The organism is uncultured Ferrovibrio sp. (assembly GCF_937960835.1).
In the GTDB taxonomy this organism is placed as follows: Bacteria; Pseudomonadota; Alphaproteobacteria; order Ferrovibrionales; family Ferrovibrionaceae; genus Ferrovibrio.
Window position 1 is genome coordinate 163,504 of record NZ_CALGPC010000003.1, and the last position, 17,351, is coordinate 180,854.

Genomic DNA, 17,351 nt, shown 5'->3' on the forward strand with positions numbered 1-17,351 from the left:
ATGACAGCGCTGCTTTCCGTCCGCGATCTGCGCGTCGCCCTGCCGACCAACCGGGGCGCAACCGAAATCGTCCGCGGCCTCAGCTTTGACCTCAACAAGAGCGAAACGCTTGGCATCGTCGGCGAGTCCGGCTGCGGCAAGTCGATGACTGCTCTGGCTTTGATGGGCCTCCTGCCCGAGGGCGCGGAAACGGCAGGCGAGGTTTCCTACCAGGGCGAGAATCTGCTGCGCGCCAGCGAGAAGCGGCTGTGCGATCTGCGCGGCAACCGCCTGGCGATGATCTTCCAGGAGCCGATGACTTCGCTCAATCCGCTGCATCGCATCGGCGACCAGGTCGCCGAGCCCTTAACCCTGCATGCGGGCCTGAGCCGCCGCCAGGCCAAGGAGCGTGCCGTCGAATTGCTGGATCGCGTCGGAATCCCCGATCCGCGGTCGCGGCTGGATGCCTATCCGCATCAGCTGTCCGGCGGTCAGCGCCAGCGCGTGATGATCGCCATGGCGCTCGCCTGCGGGCCCGACATCCTGATTGCCGACGAGCCGACCACGGCTTTGGATGTCACCATCCAGGGCCAGATCCTCGATCTGATCCGCCAGATTGTGGACGATACCGGCATGGCGCTGATCCTGATCAGCCACGATCTTGGCGTCATTGCCGAGACCGTGGATCGCGTGCTGGTCATGTATGCCGGACGTGCCGTCGAGGCCGGCCCGGTGCATGCGGTCTTTTCCGATCTGGCGCATCCTTATGCCCGCGGCCTGTTCGCCGCCATGCCGCGCCTTGATCGCGCGCTGGCAGAGCGCGCCTATCCGCGCCCGCCGCTGCCGACCATTCCGGGTATCGTGCCCGATCTGCATGATCTGGGCCCGGCCTGCGCCTTTGCTGATCGCTGCAGCCTGTCCGAGCCGCGCTGCCGCGAGAAAATGCCGCCCGAGGTCTTTGTCTCGCCCGAGCATTGGGCGGAATGCTGGCGCACCGATGAAGCGCGGAGACGACTGCCGTGACCGCGCCGCTGGTTCAGCTTCAGGACCTCCACAAGTCCTATCCTTTGCCGCGCACAACGCCGTTTTCGCCGCCGCCGCGCATCCATGCCGTCAACGGCGTCACGCTCGACATCCAGGCTGGCGAGAGCCTTGGCGTGGTGGGCGAGTCCGGCTGCGGGAAGTCGACCCTGGCACGGCTGGTGATGGCTCTGGAGCCGCCCGATAGCGGCCGCATGCTGTTTGCTGGGCGGGATCTCAATGCGTTGACGCCCGCCGAACTGCGCAAGGCGCGGCGCGATTTCCAGATGGTGTTTCAGGACCCATACGGATCGCTCGATCCGAGGCTGACGGTCGAGCGCATCGTGGCAGAACCGCTCGATGTCTTGGAGCGCCTGAGCCGCAGCGACCGCCATCTCCGCATTGCCGATGCGCTGGCTGCTGTGGGCTTGCGCGAAGGCGACATGCGCAAATATCCGCATGAATTCTCCGGCGGCCAGCGCCAGCGCATCGCCATTGCCCGCGCGCTGATCACGCGCCCCAAGCTGATCGTTGCCGACGAGGCGGTGTCGGCGCTGGATGTCTCGGTGCAGGCGCAGGTGCTGAACCTGATGGCGGATCTGCAGCGCCGCTTCGGCATCACCTATCTGTTCATCAGCCACAACCTGGCGGTGGTCGATCATCTCTGCGCGCGGCTGGCGGTGATGTATCTCGGCCGCATTGTGGAAACCGGCCCCACGGCAGCGATCTTCGCGCAGCCCGCGCATCCCTATACCCAGGCTCTGATAGCGGCCCTGCCCCGCCCGGTTCCGCCGCCGCCGGGACAGCGGCGCCGACATTCCCTGCTGCAGGGCAATCCGCCGAACCAGGCAATCTTGCCGCCCGGCTGCGCGCTGGCCGAGCGCTGCCGCTATGCCGATGCAAGATGCCGGACAGACGCGCCGGTATTGCGCTCTTTAAGCGATGGACGCGATGTTGCCTGCCACAAGGCGGAAGAAGTCGCGACTATGAGCGCGGCCGTTCAATCGGTCTGAGCGTGTAGCCGCGTTCGCGCATGCAGTAGTCGACGAATTCGTATTCCCGCGGTCCCCGCATGAAGTAGGACGGCGACTGCACGGAATGGAAAGGCGGCCCCCAGCCGAAGCCGGTGCCGGTATAAGGCGGGTAAAGCTGATGCGTCGCCTGACTTTCATCCAGCGCCTGCCAGTAGGCCTTTTCCCTGCATTCCTTCTCGTCGGCGGCGATTTGCGCAGGCGAGGTATCCGTGCGCGCCCATTCGGTCGAAGCCGCACAGCCGCCCAGCACCAGCAGAGCAAAAGCGCACAGAACCCGTCTCATCATTCCACCGGGACCAGTTTATAGCCGCGCTGTTCCATGCAGTAGACGGCCAGTTCGTACTGACGGGGACCGCGGCGGCTGTAGGATGCCACCGGCCCGCTGCCGCCGTCCTCGCCGCCGCCATCCAGGATGAATTGCGTGTCGCGATAGGGCGGATATTTCGGGCCCGAGGCAAAGCTTTCATCCAGCGCCTGCTCGGCCGCGATCTCTTCGCAGTTCTTCTCATCGGCCAAACGCTGCGCATCCGCGGTATCCGGCCGCGACCATCGTGTCGCCGGCGCGCAGGCCGCCACCATCAGCAGGCACACCAATGCAAGCTTATTCATGCTCCTGATCATGCGAGAGACACTCACGATGGCGGCACCGGCGTCAGACTGTAGCCGCGCGCCCGCAGGCAGAAGGAGCGCAATTCATGCTCGCGCTGCATCCGCGACATGAAGGGATCGTCGAACGGGCCATAGGAGTAGCGGCGGTAGCGGGGAAAGCCGTAGGGCGACCAGGGATAATAGGCAAACGGCATGCTGTAGCTTTCGCGGAACGCCTGGTCGCGCGCAAGCCTGGCGCATTCGGCCGTATCGGCCTCCGCCTCCATCATGGAGACATTGGGCTTGGTCCATTCCATCTGCGGCCCGCAGCCGGCAAGGGTCAATACGACGGCGAGCGGCGATATCCGAAGCATGACATCCCTCCACCGGCAACCCAGCGGGGCAATCATTCACCTGATCCGCATTCAAATAGATCGCGATACAGGTGCGATCTAGATTTTTCCGCGATTGCGGCGGAATAAAGACGCAAGGCCTGTTCTTCTAGGGGCTATTCCTATTCCTGGCAGGGAAAGGCATCCGCCAGCGCCATACGGACCGCCTGCATGGCGTCCAGCTCCATCTGATCGGCGTTGTCCCGCGCCCATTCGACATATTGCTGCTGCAGCAATCCTGCCGGGGCTTCGTGCGGCGCGCAGAACCAGGTCAGTTCCTTGCCGTCGGCGACGATCAGCTCATACATCGCCACGGCCCCCTGCAGATAGCGCTGGCAGCCAGCCAGAAGCGGACTGCCCTCGCCGGACTCGCAGGATGCCGCCAGATCCTTGGCCAGAAACCGCGGCGGCGGAGTGAGATCATTCGACATCATCTGCGCCAGCACAGGCGACGCAATCAGGGTAGCCGCAAACAGCAGAAAAGCAGATAGGCGCATCACACGATCTCGTTCTCGACAGGCTCGCCGCCCAATTGGCGGAAAATGGCATGCATGGCTGAAGCGGCGGCTTCCAGCCGCCCGGCATCGGTAGACCGCAGCACGATGGCGGTGGAGGCCTTGCCGCCCCGGAAAGCCGGATAGGAGCCCATATCGACATCGGGATAGGTCTGCTGCAGCGCGCCCAGCGATTCCGCTACCGCGCCTTCCGGCACCTGGGCGACAATCGTGCGCGACAGCAGGCGATCCCCACCGACCAGCGTCGGCGCGACGCTGGCGACCATCGCCTGGAAAATCGCCGGCACGCCGGCCATCACCATGACATTGCCGATGCGAAAGCCCGGCGCGGCCGATACCGGGTTGTCGATCAGCGTCGCCGTATCGGGGACCCGCGCCATGCGCAGCCGCGCGGCATTCAGCATGCCGGGCTCGTAATGCGCTTCCAGACGGCGGCGGGCTTCCGGATGGATGTCGATGCCCACGCCAAAGGCCTTGGCGATGCTGTCGGCGGTGATGTCGTCATGGGTCGGCCCGATGCCGCCGGAGGTGAAGACGTAGTCATAACGGCTGCGCAGCTCGTTCACGGCAGCGACGATCATCGCCTCGATATCGGGCACCACGCGGGCTTCCATCAGCCGGATGCCCAGCTCGGTCAGCCGGCCCGACAGATAATGCATGTTGGCATCGCGCGTGCGGCCCGAAAGGATTTCGTTGCCGATGACCAGCATCGCCGCAGTGACGATCTTCGGCTGCCTGGTCTCGGCGTTGGGAGGCGTTTCCGTCATGGGGAGGAAATAGCACGCACAACGCGGGCAAGCCAGCACCCGATTAGCGCGATACGACCATTGCCGCCTCTACTTCCGGCTTGTATAGGCGGCGGATGGACTTCCCTGCCCCTTTGACCCCTGCGATCCTTTTGCGCCGCTACAAGCGGTTTCTGGCCGATGTCCGGTTCGATGACGGCCACGAGGAAACCGTGCATTGCCCCAATCCGGGCGCCATGCTGGGCCTGACGGAACCGGGCAGCCGGGTCTGGTTAAAACCCGGCAGGGGCAAGCTCAACTGGGGCTGGGTGCTGGCCGAGGCCGACGGCAGCTTGATCGGCATCGATACCGGGCTGCCCAACCGCCTCACCGCCGAAGCCCTGGCGGCCGGCCGCATTGCAGAACTGACCGGATATCACTTGCATCGGCCGGAAGTTGCCTATGGCGCCCACAGCCGGGTGGATTTCCTGCTGAGCGCCGAGGGCAAGCCCGACTGCTATCTCGAAGTGAAGAATGTCCATCTCAGCCGCCAGCCGGGTTTGGCGGAATTCCCCGATTGCGTCACCGAGCGCGGCGCCAAGCATCTGCGCGAGCTCGCGGCGATGGTCGCCGCCGGCAAGCGGGCCGTCATGCTGTTCGTGGTACAGCGCAGCGATTGCAGCCATTTTCGCATCGCCGCCGACTGCGATCCCGGCTACGCCGCGGCCTTCAGGGAGGCTAGGAATAGCGGGGTCGAGGCGCTATGTTACGCCTGCAACGTCAGCCCGGCCGGGATCAGTATTGCGCGGCCGCTGGTTTTGGACTCGTAACTCACTGGAATAGAACGTTGAATCAAGATTTTGCTCCTATCGTCGATACTGGCGACGAGGACGAGGATTTCCGTCCCGGCGCAATCCGCCTGCACAAGCCGGAGGATTTCGAGGGCATGCGCCGGGCCGGCCGGCTGGCCGCGGAGACGCTGGATTTCATCACCCCCTATGTCGTGCCGGGCGTGACCACCGGCGAGCTCGACGAGCTGTGCCACAAATTCATCGTTGAGCATGGCGCCGTGCCCGCGCCGCTCGGCTATCGCGGCTATCCGAAATCGATCTGCACCTCCGTCAACCACGTCGTCTGCCATGGCATTCCCGGCGACAAGGTGCTGGAAGACGGCGACATCATGAATATCGACGTCACCGTCATCCTGGACGGCTGGCATGGCGATACCAGCCGCATGTTTTTGCTGGGCGATGTCGGCGTGAAGGGCCGCCGCCTGTGCGAGATCACCTACGAAGCCATGATGCGCGGCATCGAAGTGGTGAAGCCCGGCGCCACCACGGGCGATATCGGCTACGCCATTCAGAAATTCGTCGAGAAGGAGCGCTTCTCGGTGGTTCGCGATTTCTGCGGCCATGGCCTTGGCCGCATTTTCCACGAGCCGCCGAACATTCTGCATTACGGCGAACCGGGCACCGGCGTGCCGCTGAAGCCCGGCATGTTCTTCACCATCGAGCCGATGGTGAATGCCGGCAAGTGGCAGGTGAAACTGCTGTCAGACGGCTGGACGGCGGTCACCAAGGACCGTTCGCTCTCGGCGCAGTTCGAGCATTCGATCGGTGTGACCGAAACCGGCTACGAGATCTTCACCCTTTCCCCTAAGGGCTGGCACAAGCCGCCCTATCTGTGATCCCGCATTCCAGTCTCATGCTGCCTGCTGAGGGCTGGCGAAGCAGCCGCGCTTTGCCAGCCTTTCGCCTGTCTCTCCCAGCACATCGACCAGCTTGCGCAGGCGCTGCCCTTCCGCAGTGAGGGAATATTCCACCTTCACCGGCACCTGCGGATAGACGGTCCGCTTCACCAGCCCAGCCTCTTCCAATGCGCGCAGATCCAGCGTCAGCATGCGCTGCGATATGCCGGTCATCAGACGACGCAGCTCGTTGAACCGCTTCGGCCCTTCCAGCAGGTAATACACCAGCACGATGCGCCAGCGTCCGCCCAGCAGGCGCATGGCATCTTCGACAGGACAACCAGAAACGCTTTCCTTCATGCGGAGTCCCCTTAAACCAGCCGGTTCATCCCGGTATAATTTTTGTACCAACGTCACAAAATAGTGCCTTCTTCACAAAAGAAAGCACCTTCTTCATCTTCTGCGCAGCCGGCCGGCATTCGGACAAACGCAGAAGAGGATCTGACGCAAATGGAACCCGTACTTTTCTACGGCATCCCGCATGGCTGCTCGTTCGGCTCCATCGTGGCGCTGGAATGGCTCGGCCAGCCCTATCGGCTTTGCCGCATCGACATGATCAACAAGGATGCGCGCTATGCCCGCTTCAACCCCCTGGAGGAAACACCGGCGCTGCTGCTGGAGAATGGCGAAACGCTGACCGAGAGCCTCGCCATCCTGCTCCACATCGCCGCGCGCGGGCCTGAGCGCAGGCTGGGCGTGACAGGTGGCCCGGCTGGCGACCGGCTGAACCAGATGCTGGCCTATCTGCATACCAGCATGCATGGCGCCTTCGCGCCGGCCTGGGCTGCCTATAAGCTCGAGGATAACGATCCGCTCAGCGCTCGCCTGCGCGAGATGGCGCGCGAAAGCGCTGCCGAATGCTACGCATATCTGCAGTCGATCCTCGCCAAGCGCGACTGGCTACTGGGCGAAAGCCGCAGCATTGCCGATGCCTATCTTGCCGGCATCGCCCGCTGGGGCGAAGACCTGAACCTGTTCGATCTGCAAAAGGATTATCCCGCGCTCTACAGCTATCTGCAAAAGCTAAAGGCCGATCCGGCTGTTGCCTTCGCCCATGCCATCGAAGATGGCAAGCCGGCACAGACCAGCGGGCAGTTCCTCGGCCATGTCGCGATTGGCGAGCTGCTCTCGGCTGTGGCTGCCTGACATGGGCTGAATTTCGCGGTGCCGCCGGCAGACGGCGGCACCGCCACATGCAGCATATCCGCCCGCGCCATCTTGATCATTGCAGCTGGCCGCCATGCTTCAGCCCGCAGGCCGTGAATGGCATTGGATCAGGAAAGCATCTGCCAACCCGGTGACCGTTCTACAAAGGCATCGATACCGTAATCAGGATATGAAATACCCATGATATCGGCCAGATGCCGGGATCTGGCATCGATGACGCCGAGTATGCGGCTGGCATGAAACCGCGACACGTCGATTTCTCTCGATAGTGTGATGGCGATAGGTGTCGCTTTGCTCACCAGTTTGTTGACCGTCTTCGCAAGCAGCTTCCAGCCGATCGTTGTTTCCTTCGCAAAGGCCTCAAGGTCCGCCTTTGCAATCTCGTCTGGATTGGCCGTGCCTCCGATCTTCTGGGCCATGTCGTGATTGTAGTCCGGATAAAGCTTTACACACAGAATGTCGTAAATCGGTGCAAGCGACGGGTACTTTGAGCCCTGCTGGTAGACGAGAGAGAAATTCTTGGCGTGCGCATCCGAATTGCCGCAAAGAAGGTTTGCGATCAACGCCTCGAGCAGCGTCTGCCGTGTGCTGGCGGGCACGGCGGTGTGTTCAGCGACCTCGAATATGCGCTGCAATGTCGGCCCCCCTCTATGCTCGTATTTGGCATACGAAGTGCAGCCGAGCGCTTGGCAGAAGTCCTCCTGATGCAACCTGCTGACCTCCAGCCCATTCCCCTGGCTGACGATCTTCCGGTCATAGCGGTCAACGATCAGGGCATCGAGCTGCGTGCCATCTGCTGCCATGAAGCGGCGCTTCTGGAAGTTTACGGTCGGGATGCCGAGCCGCTTTAACAAAGACAGACAGAAGTATTCATTGTCGACTCCGTTGGGAAACTGACGATCGGAAACCTTGATCAGATGGGTCGTTGCCGCTCCGTTGCACGGCATGTAGAAAGCACCGTTGCGATCCATGGCAACTGCAATCTTGCCCTGCACGCCGGCAAGCGACGGCTTCTCTTTCTGATCAGCGGGCATGCCCTGCTCAAGGCGCCGCAGGCTTTGGATCAGTGTCTCTTCATCGAGCGGATCGTAGTCATCAGGCAGAAGCGCCGGACGCTTGACAGGCCTCTCGCCAGGACGGACGAGCGAGACCGCGCCGGCACAGTCCTTCCCGATCAGGCCGAGAATGCCGATGACGTCATTAGCAGTGGTGCCAGCCCGTGCAGCCTCCTGATCCCGGCGCCTGCCCTCGGGCAGCAGGTTTTCGAAATACGGCCGAGCAACGACGTCGTCGTAGGGCTGCTCGCGCAGCGGCAGACGCAATGACAGCTGAATCTTGTCGGCGCGCTGCAGATAGTCCGGATCATAGGTGAACTCGATTTCGCCTGGAGTCTTGCCTGCCTGACGAAGCAGGCCAACCGGCCTGTCGAAAGGCTCCAGATATACCTCCAGCATCGTGGCCGGCTTATCCATGATCGATCATCAATCAGTGTAGAGGCGAATGCCGACGGCTTCGGCCACGCGCACGGCCAGGTCAAACTCGACGCTAGGCTTTCCGCTCTCCAGCTCGCTGATGAACCGGGTTCCGCAGCCGCACAAACCCGCAAGTGTCGCCTGCGTCATTTTGATTGACTTGCGTGCCTGGCGCACCAGCCCACCCAGGTCCCTGGCAGACCGGATCTGATGATTCCCGATCGGTATGGAAGCTTTGGTCATAGGAGGCCGCTCGACAATTATTCCCGAGCGGGAATAATAAGCGTCGAGTAGAACCGGCGCAACCGATATATTACCGATCGGTAATAAAAGCTTCTTTGGTAGCCGGTCGAGCAATATTTATTCCTGAACGGGAATATTAAACGGTTTAAGACGCTCGCTGCCGGATTTATTCCCGTTCGGGAATAAGCTGCCGCTGACAAGTATTAAACCAAACCCGAGTTCTAGAGGTTCCTCAGTATCCCGAACCTGCTCGCTGGCCAGAGGATCGCCGCCGCCAAACAGGATATCGCGTTCGGTTGACGAAGAGGCAGCCCTGGATCACTTTCAGCCTTACCGAGGGGGGCGCCGCTAGGGCGCTGAGATTCGGCCGGCTGCATCTGCAGCAACGCCGTGACCCTGAAGACCGCCGCATCTGCGGGCTTGATCAGCTCGCCGCCGGCGGACTTGTGAACCTGATCCGGGTCATGCCGGCGGAGGGAACGGTCGTGAGGCGTGAAAGAGTCTGTCTGCTCTATTTGCCGCCTGCATTCCGCGAACATCCACCCATTCCCGGATCTCCACGTCGCCTAGCCGAAGGGAGATCCTCATGGACAAGCTTACCGACGCTTTGAACTTCCACATCACCACGGGGCCGCTGCCGGCCTCGCGCAAAGTCTATCAGCCGGGAAAGCTGCATCCCGACATTCGCGTGCCGCATCGCGAGATCGCGACTCATCCGAGCGCAAACGAGCCGCCGCTTGCGGTCTACGACACCTCCGGCCCCTATACCGACCCGGAAGCCGAGATCGACATCAATCGCGGCCTGCCGCGCTGGCGCACGGCATCGATCCTGGCGCGCGGCGATGTTGAAGCCTATGACGGCCGGCTGCTGCGGCCGGAAGACGATGGCGGCAGCGGCGCGGTTCCCGCCTTTCCGGTGACACACCGCCCGCTGCGCGCCAAAGCAGGCCGGGCGGTAACGCAGCTTGAATATGCGCGGCGCGGCATCATCACGCCCGAGATGGAATATGTCGCCATCCGTGAAAACGAAGGGCGCGCGGCGCTGCAGGAAAAACGCGCCCGCGATGGCGAGGATTTCGGCGCGTCCATCCCCGATTTCGTGACGCCGGAATTCGTGCGCGACGAGATCGCCAGGGGCCGCGCCATCATCCCCTGCAACCTCAACCATCCCGAACTGGAGCCGATGATCATCGGCCGCAATTTCCTGGTGAAGGTGAATGCCAATATCGGCAATTCCGCCGTCACCTCGTCGGTGGCCGAGGAAGTCGACAAGATGGTCTGGGCGATCCGCTGGGGCGCGGATACGGTGATGGACCTCTCCACCGGCCGCAACATCCACAATATCCGCGACTGGATCATCCGCAATTCGCCGGTGCCGATCGGTACCGTGCCGATCTATCAGGCACTGGAGAAGGTCGGCGGCCGCGCGCAAGATCTGAGCTGGGAAGTCTACCGCGACACCTTGATCGAGCAATGCGAGCAGGGCGTCGATTACTTCACCGTCCATGCCGGCGTGCGGCTGGCCTATATTCCGCTCACTGCCAACCGCGTCACCGGCATCGTCAGCCGCGGCGGCTCGATCATGGCGAAATGGTGCCTGGCGCATCATCGGGAGAGCTTCCTCTACGAGCATTTTGAGGAGATCTGCGACATCCTGCGCGCCTATGACGTCAGCTTCTCGCTGGGCGATGGCCTGCGGCCGGGCTCGACCGCCGATGCCAACGACGCGGCGCAATTTGCCGAACTGGAAACCTTGGGTGAGCTGACCAGGATCGCCTGGGACAAGGGCGTGCAGGTGATGATCGAAGGCCCCGGCCATGTGCCGATGCACAAGATCAAGGCCAACATGGACAAGCAGCTCAAGGCCTGCGGCGAGGCGCCCTTCTACACGCTGGGGCCGCTCACCACCGATATTGCGCCGGGCTATGACCACATCACCAGCGGCATCGGCGCGGCGATGATCGGCTGGTATGGCTGCGCCATGCTGTGTTACGTCACGCCGAAGGAGCATCTCGGCCTGCCCGACCGCAACGACGTGAAGACGGGCGTGATCACCTACAAGATCGCCGCCCATGCCGCCGATCTGGCGAAGGGCCATCCCAACGCGGCGCGGCGCGACGATGCCTTGAGCCGGGCACGCTTTGAATTCCGCTGGGAGGATCAGTTCAACCTCGGCCTGGATCCCGAAACGGCGCGGGATTTCCACGACAAGACCCTGCCGAAGGAGGCGCACAAGCTGGCGCATTTCTGCTCCATGTGCGGGCCGAAATTCTGCTCCATGAAGATCAGCCAGGAGGTACGCGACGCCGCGCGCCAGCAGAATGACGTGGCGGAAAGCGGCATGGCCGAGATGGCAGAACGCTTCCGCAGACAGGGCGGGGAGATTTATCATCCCAGCCGATGAGCCAGGATGCGCTGCCGCCCGATTTCGACGCCGCCTTTCGGGAGAAGCTGAAAGAGCTTTTCCTGTGGCGGCGCGACGTGCGGCATTTCCGCCCTGATCCGGTCGATCCGGCCTTGCTGCAGCATCTGCTGGAAGTGGCGGCCCTGGCGCCAAGCGTGGGTAACAGCCAGCCCTGGCGCTTCGTGCTGGTGGAGGATGCCGCGCGCCGCGCCAAGGTGCTGGCCAATTTCGAGCAGGAAAATGCCGCAGCGCTTGGCGATTACAGCGGCGACAAGGCGAAGCTCTATGCCTCGCTGAAGCTGGCGGGACTGAAGGAAGCGCCGGTGCATCTTGCCGTCTTCTGCGACGAGGCCACCGGGCAGGGCCATGGTCTTGGCCGCCGCACCATGCCGGAGATGCTGGATTATTCCGCCGTGATGGCGGTCTATGGCTTCTGGCTGACGGCGCGCAGCTTCGGCATCGGCGCGGGCTGGGTGTCGATCCTCGATCCGGTGGCGGTGAACCGCGATCTCGACCTGCCGGCGGAATGGCGGCTGATCGCCTATCTCTGCGTCGGCTATCCGGCCGAGGAGAGCATCGATCCGGAACTGGAGCGTCGCGGCTGGGAACACCGCCGTCCGGCAACGAGCTTCATCATCCGGCGGTGACGCCTTACCCCTCTCCGGCAAGCGGGAGAGGCGTAAGGCGCGAATTTGAACAAAACAAGTACGATTAAATCCAAAATCAAGGCCCGTTCGGGCCTTGAGAAAGATGCCGGGGCCGGAGCCCGGGCATGACGTCTTTCGTGGTGCCGGTTGGGCGGCCGCCTGCCTTTAAAGCGCGGCTTACGCCACCGCCTCGAGCATGGCGGCGTATTTGTCGACCAGCGCCTGGCAGCGGGCCTTGGCATGCTCGTCCTTGGCGTCCTCGAAATCCTCGCGGGCGTCCTTCAGCTGCTGCTCGACCTTGGCGCGGTCCAGCTTGGCCAGCGGGACAGCCTCCTCGGCCAGCACGGTCAGCTTGTCGCCACCGACCTCGGCGAAGCCGCCGGCGACGAAGATGCGCTCCGGCTCGGCCTTGCCCGGCGTGGTGACCTCGATGACGCCATTGCGCAGCGTCGAGATCACCGGCGCATGGCCCGGCAGCACGCCGAAATCGCCAGCCTCGCCCGGCACCACCACCATCTCGGCATCCACCGAGAGCAGCAGCTTCTCCGGCGATACCAGTTCGAACCCGAAGGTCTCGGCCATGATCAGCTCCTAATCTACGCGACCGGCAGCCTTAGGCCGCCTCGGCCGCCATCTTCTTGGCCTTGGCGATCGCCTCGTCGATGGTGCCGACCATGTAGAAGGCGGCTTCCGGCAGATGGTCGTGCTTGCCGTCGCAGATCTCCTTGAAGCCGCGGATCGTCTCGGCCAGCGGAACCTGCACGCCCGGCGAGCCGGTGAAGACCTGGGCAACGTCGAAGGGCTGCGACAGGAAGCGCTGGATCTTACGGGCGCGGGCAACCGTCAGCTTGTCTTCTTCCGACAGCTCGTCCATGCCCAGGATCGCGATGATATCCTGCAGCGACTTGTAGCTCTGCAGGATTTCCTGCACGCGGCGAGCAACGGTGTAATGCTCTTCGCCGACGATGCGCGGATCGAGGATGCGCGAGGTCGAGTCGAGCGGGTCCACCGCCGGATAGATGCCGAGCTCGGCGATCTGGCGGCTCAACACGGTGGTGGCGTCCAGGTGCGAGAACGAGGTCGCCGGCGCCGGGTCGGTCAAGTCGTCGGCCGGCACGTAAATGGCCTGCACCGAGGTGATCGAGCCCTTGTTGGTGGAGGTGATGCGCTCCTGCAGGGCGCCCATATCGGTGGCCAGCGTCGGCTGGTAACCCACCGCCGAAGGAATGCGGCCGAGCAGCGCCGACACTTCCGAACCCGCCTGGGTGAAGCGGAAGATGTTGTCGACGAAGAACAGCACGTCCTGGCCTTCCTGGTCGCGGAAGTATTCGGCGAGCGTCAGACCGGTCAGCGCGACGCGGGCGCGGGCGCCCGGCGGCTCGTTCATCTGGCCATACACCAGCGCCACCTTCGAGCCCGGGCCGTCGGTCTTGATAACGCCCGATTCCATCATCTCGTGATAGAGGTCGTTACCTTCGCGGGTACGCTCGCCCACACCGGCGAACACCGAGTAACCGCCGTGGGTCTTCGCGATGTTGTTGATCAGCTCCATGATCAGCACGGTCTTGCCGACGCCGGCGCCGCCGAACAGGCCGATCTTACCGCCCTTGGCATACGGCGCGAGCAGGTCGACGACCTTGATGCCGGTGACCAGCACCTTCTGCTCGGTCGACTGATCGACGTATTCCGGCGCGGGCGCATGGATCGGGGCGGCCTGCTTGGCGTTGATCGGGCCGCGCTCGTCGATCGGCTGGCCGATCACGTTGATGATGCGGCCGAGCGTCTCCGGACCCACCGGCACCGAAATCGGCGCGCCGGTGTCGGTGACTTCCATGCCGCGGACCAGACCGTCGGTCGAGTCCATCGCGATGGTGCGCACGGTGTTCTCGCCCAGATGCTGGGCCACTTCGAGCACCAGGTGGTTGCCCTGGTTGGTGCAATGCAGCGCGTTCAGGATTGCCGGCAGGTGTCCGTCGAACTGAACGTCGACGACCGCGCCGATAACCTGGGTGATGCGACCCACCTTGTTCGTAGCCATGATGCTGCTCCGTCCTTCTATCTCGTTTCCCAGCGCGCCGACTTACACGGCCTCGGCGCCGGAGATGATTTCGATCAGTTCCTTGGTGATCTGCGCCTGACGCGAACGGTTGTAGTTCAGCGTCAGCTTCTTGATCATTTCGCCGGCATTGCGCGTCGCATTGTCCATCGCGGTCATGCGGGCGCCCTGCTCGGAAGCGGCATTCTCCAAGAGCGCGCGGTAGACCTGCATCGACAGGTTCCGCGGCAGAAGCTGGGTGAGGATGGTTTCCTCGTCCGGCTCGAACTCGTAGATGGCGCCGCCGAGATCCAAAGCCGCCTCGGCATTCTCGCCGCCGGCGACCATGGCCGGGATGAGCTGCTGCGCGGTCGGAATCTGGCTGATCACCGACTTGAAGTTATTGAAGAAGATCGTGGCCACGTCGAACTCGCCGGCCTCGAACATCGCCAGCACGCGGTCGGCGATTTCCTGAGCTTCGGCGAAACCGATCTTCTTGGACTTCGACAGATCGAGCGTGTCGACGATCTTGCTGGCATGGTCGCGGCGCAACTGGTCGCGGCCCTTCTTGCCGACGCAGAGGATCTTCACCGTCTTGCCGGCGGCCGTCAGCTCGTCGATGCGGCGGCGGGCCAGCTTGACGATGGAGGAGTTGAACGCGCCGCAAAGGCCGCGTTCAGCGGTGGCGACGACGAGCAGATGGACCTGGTCGCTGCCGGTGCCGACCAGCAGGCGCGGGGCATTCTCCGCGCCAGCCTGACCGGCCGCCAGCGAAGACAGAATCTTCGCCATGCGCTCGGCATAGGGCCGGGCCTGTTCGGCCGCCTCCTGGGCGCGGCGCAGCTTGCTGGCCGCCACCATCTTCATCGCCTTCGTGATCTTCTGGGTCGATTTGACCGAGTTGATCCGAACGCGCAGGGATTTAAGGCTAGGCATGACGCGCTACCCGTTCCCTGCCGATCAAGCGAAGGTCTTGGCGAGCTCGTCGAGCACGGCCTTGAGCTTGGCTTCGATCTCCGGCGTCAGCGCCTGCTGCTCGCGGATACCCTGCAGGATATCCGGATGCTTGCTGCGGACGGTGGTCAGCAGGGTCTGCTCGAAACGGCCGACCTGGTTGACCGGCAGCTTGTCGAGATAGCCCTTCACGCCCGAATAGATCGAGACGACCTGCTCTTCGACCGGCAGCGGCTGATACTGCGGCTGCTTGAGCAGCTCGGTCAGGCGGGCGCCGCGGTTGAGCAGGCGCTGGGTCGCCGGATCGAGGTCCGAACCGAACTGGGCGAAGGCGGCCATTTCGCGATACTGCGCCAGTTCCAGCTTAATCGTGCCGGCAACCTGCTTCATCGCCTTGATCTGCGCGGCCGAACCGACGCGGCTGACCGACAGACCGACGTTAATCGCCGGACGGATACCGCGGTAGAACAGCTCGGTCTCGAGGAAGATCTGGCCGTCGGTGATCGAGATGACGTTGGTCGGGATGTAGGCCGACACGTCGCCCGCCTGGGTTTCGATGACCGGCAGAGCGGTCAGCGAGCCGGCGCCGTTCTTGTCGTTCATCTTCGCGGCACGCTCGAGCAGGCGCGAATGGATGTAGAAGACGTCGCCCGGATAGGCTTCGCGGCCCGGCGGACGGCGCAGCAGCAGCGACATCTGGCGGTACGCGACGGCCTGCTTGGACAGGTCGTCATAGATGATCACGGCATGCATGCCGTTGTCACGGAAGTACTCGCCCATGGCGCAGCCGGTATACGGCGCCAGGAACTGCAGCGGGGCCGGCTCCGACGCGGTGGCGGCGACCACGATGGAGTATTCCAGCGCGCCCGACTCTTCCAGCGTCTTCACCACCTGCGCGACGGTCGAGCGCTTCTGACCGATCGCGACGTAGATGCAGTACAGCTTCTTCTTCTCGTCGCCAGTGGCGTTGACCGCCTTCTGGTTCAGGATGGCGTCGATCGCCACGGCGGTCTTGCCGGTCTGACGGTCGCCGATGATCAGCTCGCGCTGGCCGCGGCCGACGGGCACCAGGGCGTCGAGCGCCTTCAGGCCGGTCTGCATCGGCTCGTGCACCGACTTGCGCGGGATGATGCCCGGCGCCTTCACTTCCACGCGGGCGCGGGTGACGTTGGTGAGCGGGCCCTTGCCGTCGATCGGGTTGCCAAGCGCGTCGACGACGCGGCCGAGCAGGCCCTTGCCGACCGGAACGTCGACGATGGTGCCGGTCCGCTTGACGGTGTCGCCTTCCTTGATGCCGCGGTCTTCGCCGAAGATCACGACGCCGACGTTGTCGGTCTCAAGGTTGAGCGCCATGCCCTTGATGCCGCCGGGAAACTCGACCATCTCGCCGGCCTGGACCTTGTCGAGGCCATGCACGCGGGCAATGCCGTCGCCGATGCTGAGCACCTGGCCGACTTCCGAAACCTCGGCTTCAGCGCCGAAATTCTTGATCTGCGACTTGAGGATTTCCGAAATCTCTGCGGCGCGGATGTCCATCACGCAACCCCTTTCATGGCGGACTTGAGATTGTTGAGCTTGTTACGGATCGACGCATCGATCATGCGCGAACCCAGCTTGACGACCAGGCCGCCGATGAGGTCGGGATCGACCTTGGCGTTGATCACCACGTTGCCGGCGGCTTCCGACGACAACGAAGACTTGAGCTGCTGCAGCTGCGCGTCCGTCAGCGGAACGGCAGAGATCACCTCGGCGACGGCTTCGCCGCGATGGTGGCTGAGCAGCTTCTTATAGGCGGAAATGATGTCGCTGAGCGCGAACAGCCGGCGGTTCTGCGCAGTCACGCCGAGAAAGCGGCGGACCAGATCCCCCAGCCCTGCGCGTTCGGCCACGGCTGACATGGCCTTGGCCTGTTCGTCGCGGCCGAAGACCGGCGAGCGGACCAGGCGGACCAGATCGGCGGATTCGGCCAGCAGGGCGGAGAGCGTGTCGAGATCCTTGGCGACGGCGTCGAGCTGACCGGCATCGCGCGCCAGATCGAACAGCGCGGTCGCATAACGGCCAGCAATACCGGAGACGAGCGTTGTTTCCTGAGCCACGAACGACCCTTCTTTCTTATGGGCGCCGGGCCATCGGACCGGGATTCGGATGCAGGCATCCGACCGAACCCCGATAGACCAGCTAAGACTTTGATCGGCCTGGGGAATTCACGAGCCAAAGAGCGCGTTCCCGCAGCCCCCCGGCGCGAAAGCCGCGATTACCTAGCATATGGGTCTGGCGGCTGCAACAGCGAGGCCAAACGACAACCCAACGACAACGCGATGACAGGCCAGGAGGCTTCCGCCGGAGGCTGCAAAGACGGCTGCAGAGGCTGACCAAACAGGTCCAACGGAGCCAAACAGAGCCCAAATGCGTCCATACAGGACTGAAGC

The 17,351-nt window shown here is 63.4% G+C and carries 20 protein-coding genes and 1 riboswitch; of the genes, 7 read left to right on the plus strand and 13 right to left on the minus strand.

The features are described from left to right. Together Q0603_RS03110 and Q0603_RS03115 are read left to right on the plus strand one after the other, a co-directional pair. Window positions 1-1,002, plus strand: a complete 1,002-nt coding sequence (locus Q0603_RS03110) for an ABC transporter ATP-binding protein (protein WP_298721890.1) — start codon at window positions 1-3, stop codon at window positions 1,000-1,002. Beyond that, window positions 999-2,012 carry an oligopeptide/dipeptide ABC transporter ATP-binding protein gene (locus Q0603_RS03115; protein ID WP_298721895.1) on the plus strand — a complete coding sequence of 338 codons (1,014 nt, stop codon included), beginning with the start codon at window positions 999-1,001 and terminating at the stop codon, window positions 2,010-2,012. Before Q0603_RS03110 ends, Q0603_RS03115 begins: the two co-directional genes overlap by 4 nt. On the opposite strand, the gene Q0603_RS03120 is transcribed toward Q0603_RS03115, so the two are convergent. The 5 genes from Q0603_RS03120 to Q0603_RS03140 all read right to left on the minus strand — a co-directional run bounded on the left by Q0603_RS03120 (window position 1,984) and on the right by Q0603_RS03140 (window position 4,295). Then, entirely contained in the window at window positions 1,984-2,319 is a 336-nt protein-coding gene (locus Q0603_RS03120; protein ID WP_298721898.1) for a hypothetical protein, read from the minus strand. The genes Q0603_RS03115 and Q0603_RS03120 overlap by 29 nt on opposite strands. Further along, window positions 2,316-2,642: a hypothetical protein gene (locus Q0603_RS03125; RefSeq protein WP_298721901.1), complete on the minus strand. Its 327-nt coding sequence runs from the start codon at window positions 2,640-2,642 to the stop codon at window positions 2,316-2,318. The genes Q0603_RS03120 and Q0603_RS03125 overlap by 4 nt, the downstream gene beginning before the upstream one ends. A gap of 23 nt (window positions 2,643-2,665) precedes the next feature. Continuing rightward, on the minus strand, window positions 2,666-2,995 hold the full coding sequence (locus Q0603_RS03130) for a hypothetical protein (protein WP_298721903.1): 330 nt from the start codon (window positions 2,993-2,995) through the stop codon (window positions 2,666-2,668). Between the two features lie 140 nt (window positions 2,996-3,135). After that, window positions 3,136-3,510, minus strand: a complete 375-nt coding sequence (locus Q0603_RS03135) for a Rap1a/Tai family immunity protein (RefSeq protein ID WP_298721906.1) — start codon at window positions 3,508-3,510, stop codon at window positions 3,136-3,138. Then, window positions 3,510-4,295, minus strand: coding sequence for a molybdopterin-binding protein (locus tag Q0603_RS03140; RefSeq protein ID WP_298721909.1), 786 nt, complete (start codon window positions 4,293-4,295; stop codon window positions 3,510-3,512). Before Q0603_RS03140 ends, Q0603_RS03135 begins: the two co-directional genes overlap by 1 nt. 95 nt (window positions 4,296-4,390) lie before the next feature. On the opposite strand from Q0603_RS03140, the gene sfsA reads away from it, so the two are divergent. After that, window positions 4,391-5,083, plus strand: a complete 693-nt coding sequence (gene sfsA, locus Q0603_RS03145; protein ID WP_298721912.1) for a DNA/RNA nuclease SfsA — start codon at window positions 4,391-4,393, stop codon at window positions 5,081-5,083. 83 nt (window positions 5,084-5,166) lie between these two features. Next, window positions 5,167-5,940 (plus strand): type I methionyl aminopeptidase, encoded by a 774-nt coding sequence (gene map, locus Q0603_RS03150; protein ID WP_298722182.1) that lies wholly within the window; start codon window positions 5,167-5,169, stop codon window positions 5,938-5,940. A gap of 15 nt (window positions 5,941-5,955) precedes the next feature. On the opposite strand, the gene Q0603_RS03155 is transcribed toward map, so the two are convergent. Beyond that, complete coding sequence (locus Q0603_RS03155) at window positions 5,956-6,300, minus strand: helix-turn-helix domain-containing protein (protein WP_298721915.1); 345 nt, start codon at window positions 6,298-6,300, stop codon at window positions 5,956-5,958. 150 nt (window positions 6,301-6,450) lie between these two features. Here Q0603_RS03155 and Q0603_RS03160 point away from each other — a divergent pair, with 150 nt between their 5' ends. Beyond that, window positions 6,451-7,146 carry a glutathione binding-like protein gene (locus tag Q0603_RS03160; RefSeq protein ID WP_298721919.1) on the plus strand — a complete coding sequence of 232 codons (696 nt, stop codon included), beginning with the start codon at window positions 6,451-6,453 and terminating at the stop codon, window positions 7,144-7,146. 128 nt (window positions 7,147-7,274) lie between these two features. Here the strand turns inward: Q0603_RS03160 and Q0603_RS03165 are convergent, their stop codons facing one another. After that, complete coding sequence (locus Q0603_RS03165; RefSeq protein ID WP_298721921.1) at window positions 7,275-8,639, minus strand: type II toxin-antitoxin system HipA family toxin; 1,365 nt, start codon at window positions 8,637-8,639, stop codon at window positions 7,275-7,277. A gap of 9 nt (window positions 8,640-8,648) precedes the next feature. Further along, a complete protein-coding gene (locus Q0603_RS03170; protein WP_298721923.1) occupies window positions 8,649-8,882 on the minus strand; it encodes a helix-turn-helix domain-containing protein in 234 nt (77 codons plus the stop codon). Window positions 8,883-9,208: 326 nt separating this feature from the next. Beyond that, a riboswitch (TPP riboswitch) is annotated at window positions 9,209-9,379 on the plus strand. A gap of 89 nt (window positions 9,380-9,468) precedes the next feature. On the opposite strand from Q0603_RS03170, the gene thiC reads away from it, so the two are divergent. Further along, window positions 9,469-11,286 carry a phosphomethylpyrimidine synthase ThiC gene (thiC, locus tag Q0603_RS03175; RefSeq protein WP_298721926.1) on the plus strand — a complete coding sequence of 606 codons (1,818 nt, stop codon included), beginning with the start codon at window positions 9,469-9,471 and terminating at the stop codon, window positions 11,284-11,286. Next, window positions 11,283-11,933: a 5,6-dimethylbenzimidazole synthase gene (gene bluB / locus Q0603_RS03180; protein WP_298721931.1), complete on the plus strand. Its 651-nt coding sequence runs from the start codon at window positions 11,283-11,285 to the stop codon at window positions 11,931-11,933. The genes thiC and bluB overlap by 4 nt, the downstream gene beginning before the upstream one ends. 177 nt (window positions 11,934-12,110) lie before the next feature. Here bluB and Q0603_RS03185 read toward each other — a convergent pair whose 3' ends face one another. From Q0603_RS03185 to Q0603_RS03205, 5 genes are read right to left on the minus strand one after another with little or no spacing between them, the layout of a single operon-like run. Next, window positions 12,111-12,515, minus strand: coding sequence for a F0F1 ATP synthase subunit epsilon (locus Q0603_RS03185; protein WP_298721934.1), 405 nt, complete (start codon window positions 12,513-12,515; stop codon window positions 12,111-12,113). A gap of 31 nt (window positions 12,516-12,546) precedes the next feature. Next, entirely contained in the window at window positions 12,547-13,971 is a 1,425-nt protein-coding gene (atpD, locus tag Q0603_RS03190) for a F0F1 ATP synthase subunit beta (RefSeq protein ID WP_298721937.1), read from the minus strand. 42 nt (window positions 13,972-14,013) lie between these two features. Continuing rightward, window positions 14,014-14,904 carry a F0F1 ATP synthase subunit gamma gene (locus tag Q0603_RS03195; protein ID WP_298721940.1) on the minus strand — a complete coding sequence of 297 codons (891 nt, stop codon included), beginning with the start codon at window positions 14,902-14,904 and terminating at the stop codon, window positions 14,014-14,016. A gap of 24 nt (window positions 14,905-14,928) precedes the next feature. Then, a complete protein-coding gene (gene atpA, locus Q0603_RS03200) occupies window positions 14,929-16,458 on the minus strand; it encodes a F0F1 ATP synthase subunit alpha (protein ID WP_298721943.1) in 1,530 nt (509 codons plus the stop codon). Continuing rightward, on the minus strand, window positions 16,458-17,018 hold the full coding sequence (locus tag Q0603_RS03205; protein ID WP_298721946.1) for a F0F1 ATP synthase subunit delta: 561 nt from the start codon (window positions 17,016-17,018) through the stop codon (window positions 16,458-16,460). Before Q0603_RS03205 ends, atpA begins: the two co-directional genes overlap by 1 nt. Window positions 17,019-17,351 lie beyond the last annotated feature (333 nt).

Bases quoted from the DNA above. Each gene is read 5' to 3' on its own strand.
- Q0603_RS03110 (WP_298721890.1), top strand. From the start codon at position 1: ATGACAGCGCTGCTTTCCGTCCGCGATCTGCGCGTCGCCCTGCCGACC.
- Q0603_RS03120 (WP_298721898.1), bottom strand. From the start codon at position 2,319: ATGATGAGACGGGTTCTGTGCGCTTTTGCTCTGCTGGTGCTGGGCGGC.
- Q0603_RS03125 (WP_298721901.1), bottom strand. From the start codon at position 2,642: ATGAATAAGCTTGCATTGGTGTGCCTGCTGATGGTGGCGGCCTGCGCG.
- Q0603_RS03130 (WP_298721903.1), bottom strand. From the start codon at position 2,995: ATGCTTCGGATATCGCCGCTCGCCGTCGTATTGACCCTTGCCGGCTGC.
- Q0603_RS03135 (WP_298721906.1), bottom strand. From the start codon at position 3,510: ATGCGCCTATCTGCTTTTCTGCTGTTTGCGGCTACCCTGATTGCGTCG.
- Q0603_RS03140 (WP_298721909.1), bottom strand. From the start codon at position 4,295: ATGACGGAAACGCCTCCCAACGCCGAGACCAGGCAGCCGAAGATCGTC.
- sfsA (WP_298721912.1), top strand. From the start codon at position 4,391: ATGGACTTCCCTGCCCCTTTGACCCCTGCGATCCTTTTGCGCCGCTAC.
- Q0603_RS03155 (WP_298721915.1), bottom strand. From the start codon at position 6,300: ATGAAGGAAAGCGTTTCTGGTTGTCCTGTCGAAGATGCCATGCGCCTG.
- Q0603_RS03160 (WP_298721919.1), top strand. From the start codon at position 6,451: ATGGAACCCGTACTTTTCTACGGCATCCCGCATGGCTGCTCGTTCGGC.
- Q0603_RS03165 (WP_298721921.1), bottom strand. From the start codon at position 8,639: ATGGATAAGCCGGCCACGATGCTGGAGGTATATCTGGAGCCTTTCGAC.
- Q0603_RS03170 (WP_298721923.1), bottom strand. From the start codon at position 8,882: ATGACCAAAGCTTCCATACCGATCGGGAATCATCAGATCCGGTCTGCC.
- thiC (WP_298721926.1), top strand. From the start codon at position 9,469: ATGGACAAGCTTACCGACGCTTTGAACTTCCACATCACCACGGGGCCG.
- bluB (WP_298721931.1), top strand. From the start codon at position 11,283: ATGAGCCAGGATGCGCTGCCGCCCGATTTCGACGCCGCCTTTCGGGAG.
- Q0603_RS03185 (WP_298721934.1), bottom strand. From the start codon at position 12,515: ATGGCCGAGACCTTCGGGTTCGAACTGGTATCGCCGGAGAAGCTGCTG.
- atpD (WP_298721937.1), bottom strand. From the start codon at position 13,971: ATGGCTACGAACAAGGTGGGTCGCATCACCCAGGTTATCGGCGCGGTC.
- Q0603_RS03195 (WP_298721940.1), bottom strand. From the start codon at position 14,904: ATGCCTAGCCTTAAATCCCTGCGCGTTCGGATCAACTCGGTCAAATCG.
- atpA (WP_298721943.1), bottom strand. From the start codon at position 16,458: ATGGACATCCGCGCCGCAGAGATTTCGGAAATCCTCAAGTCGCAGATC.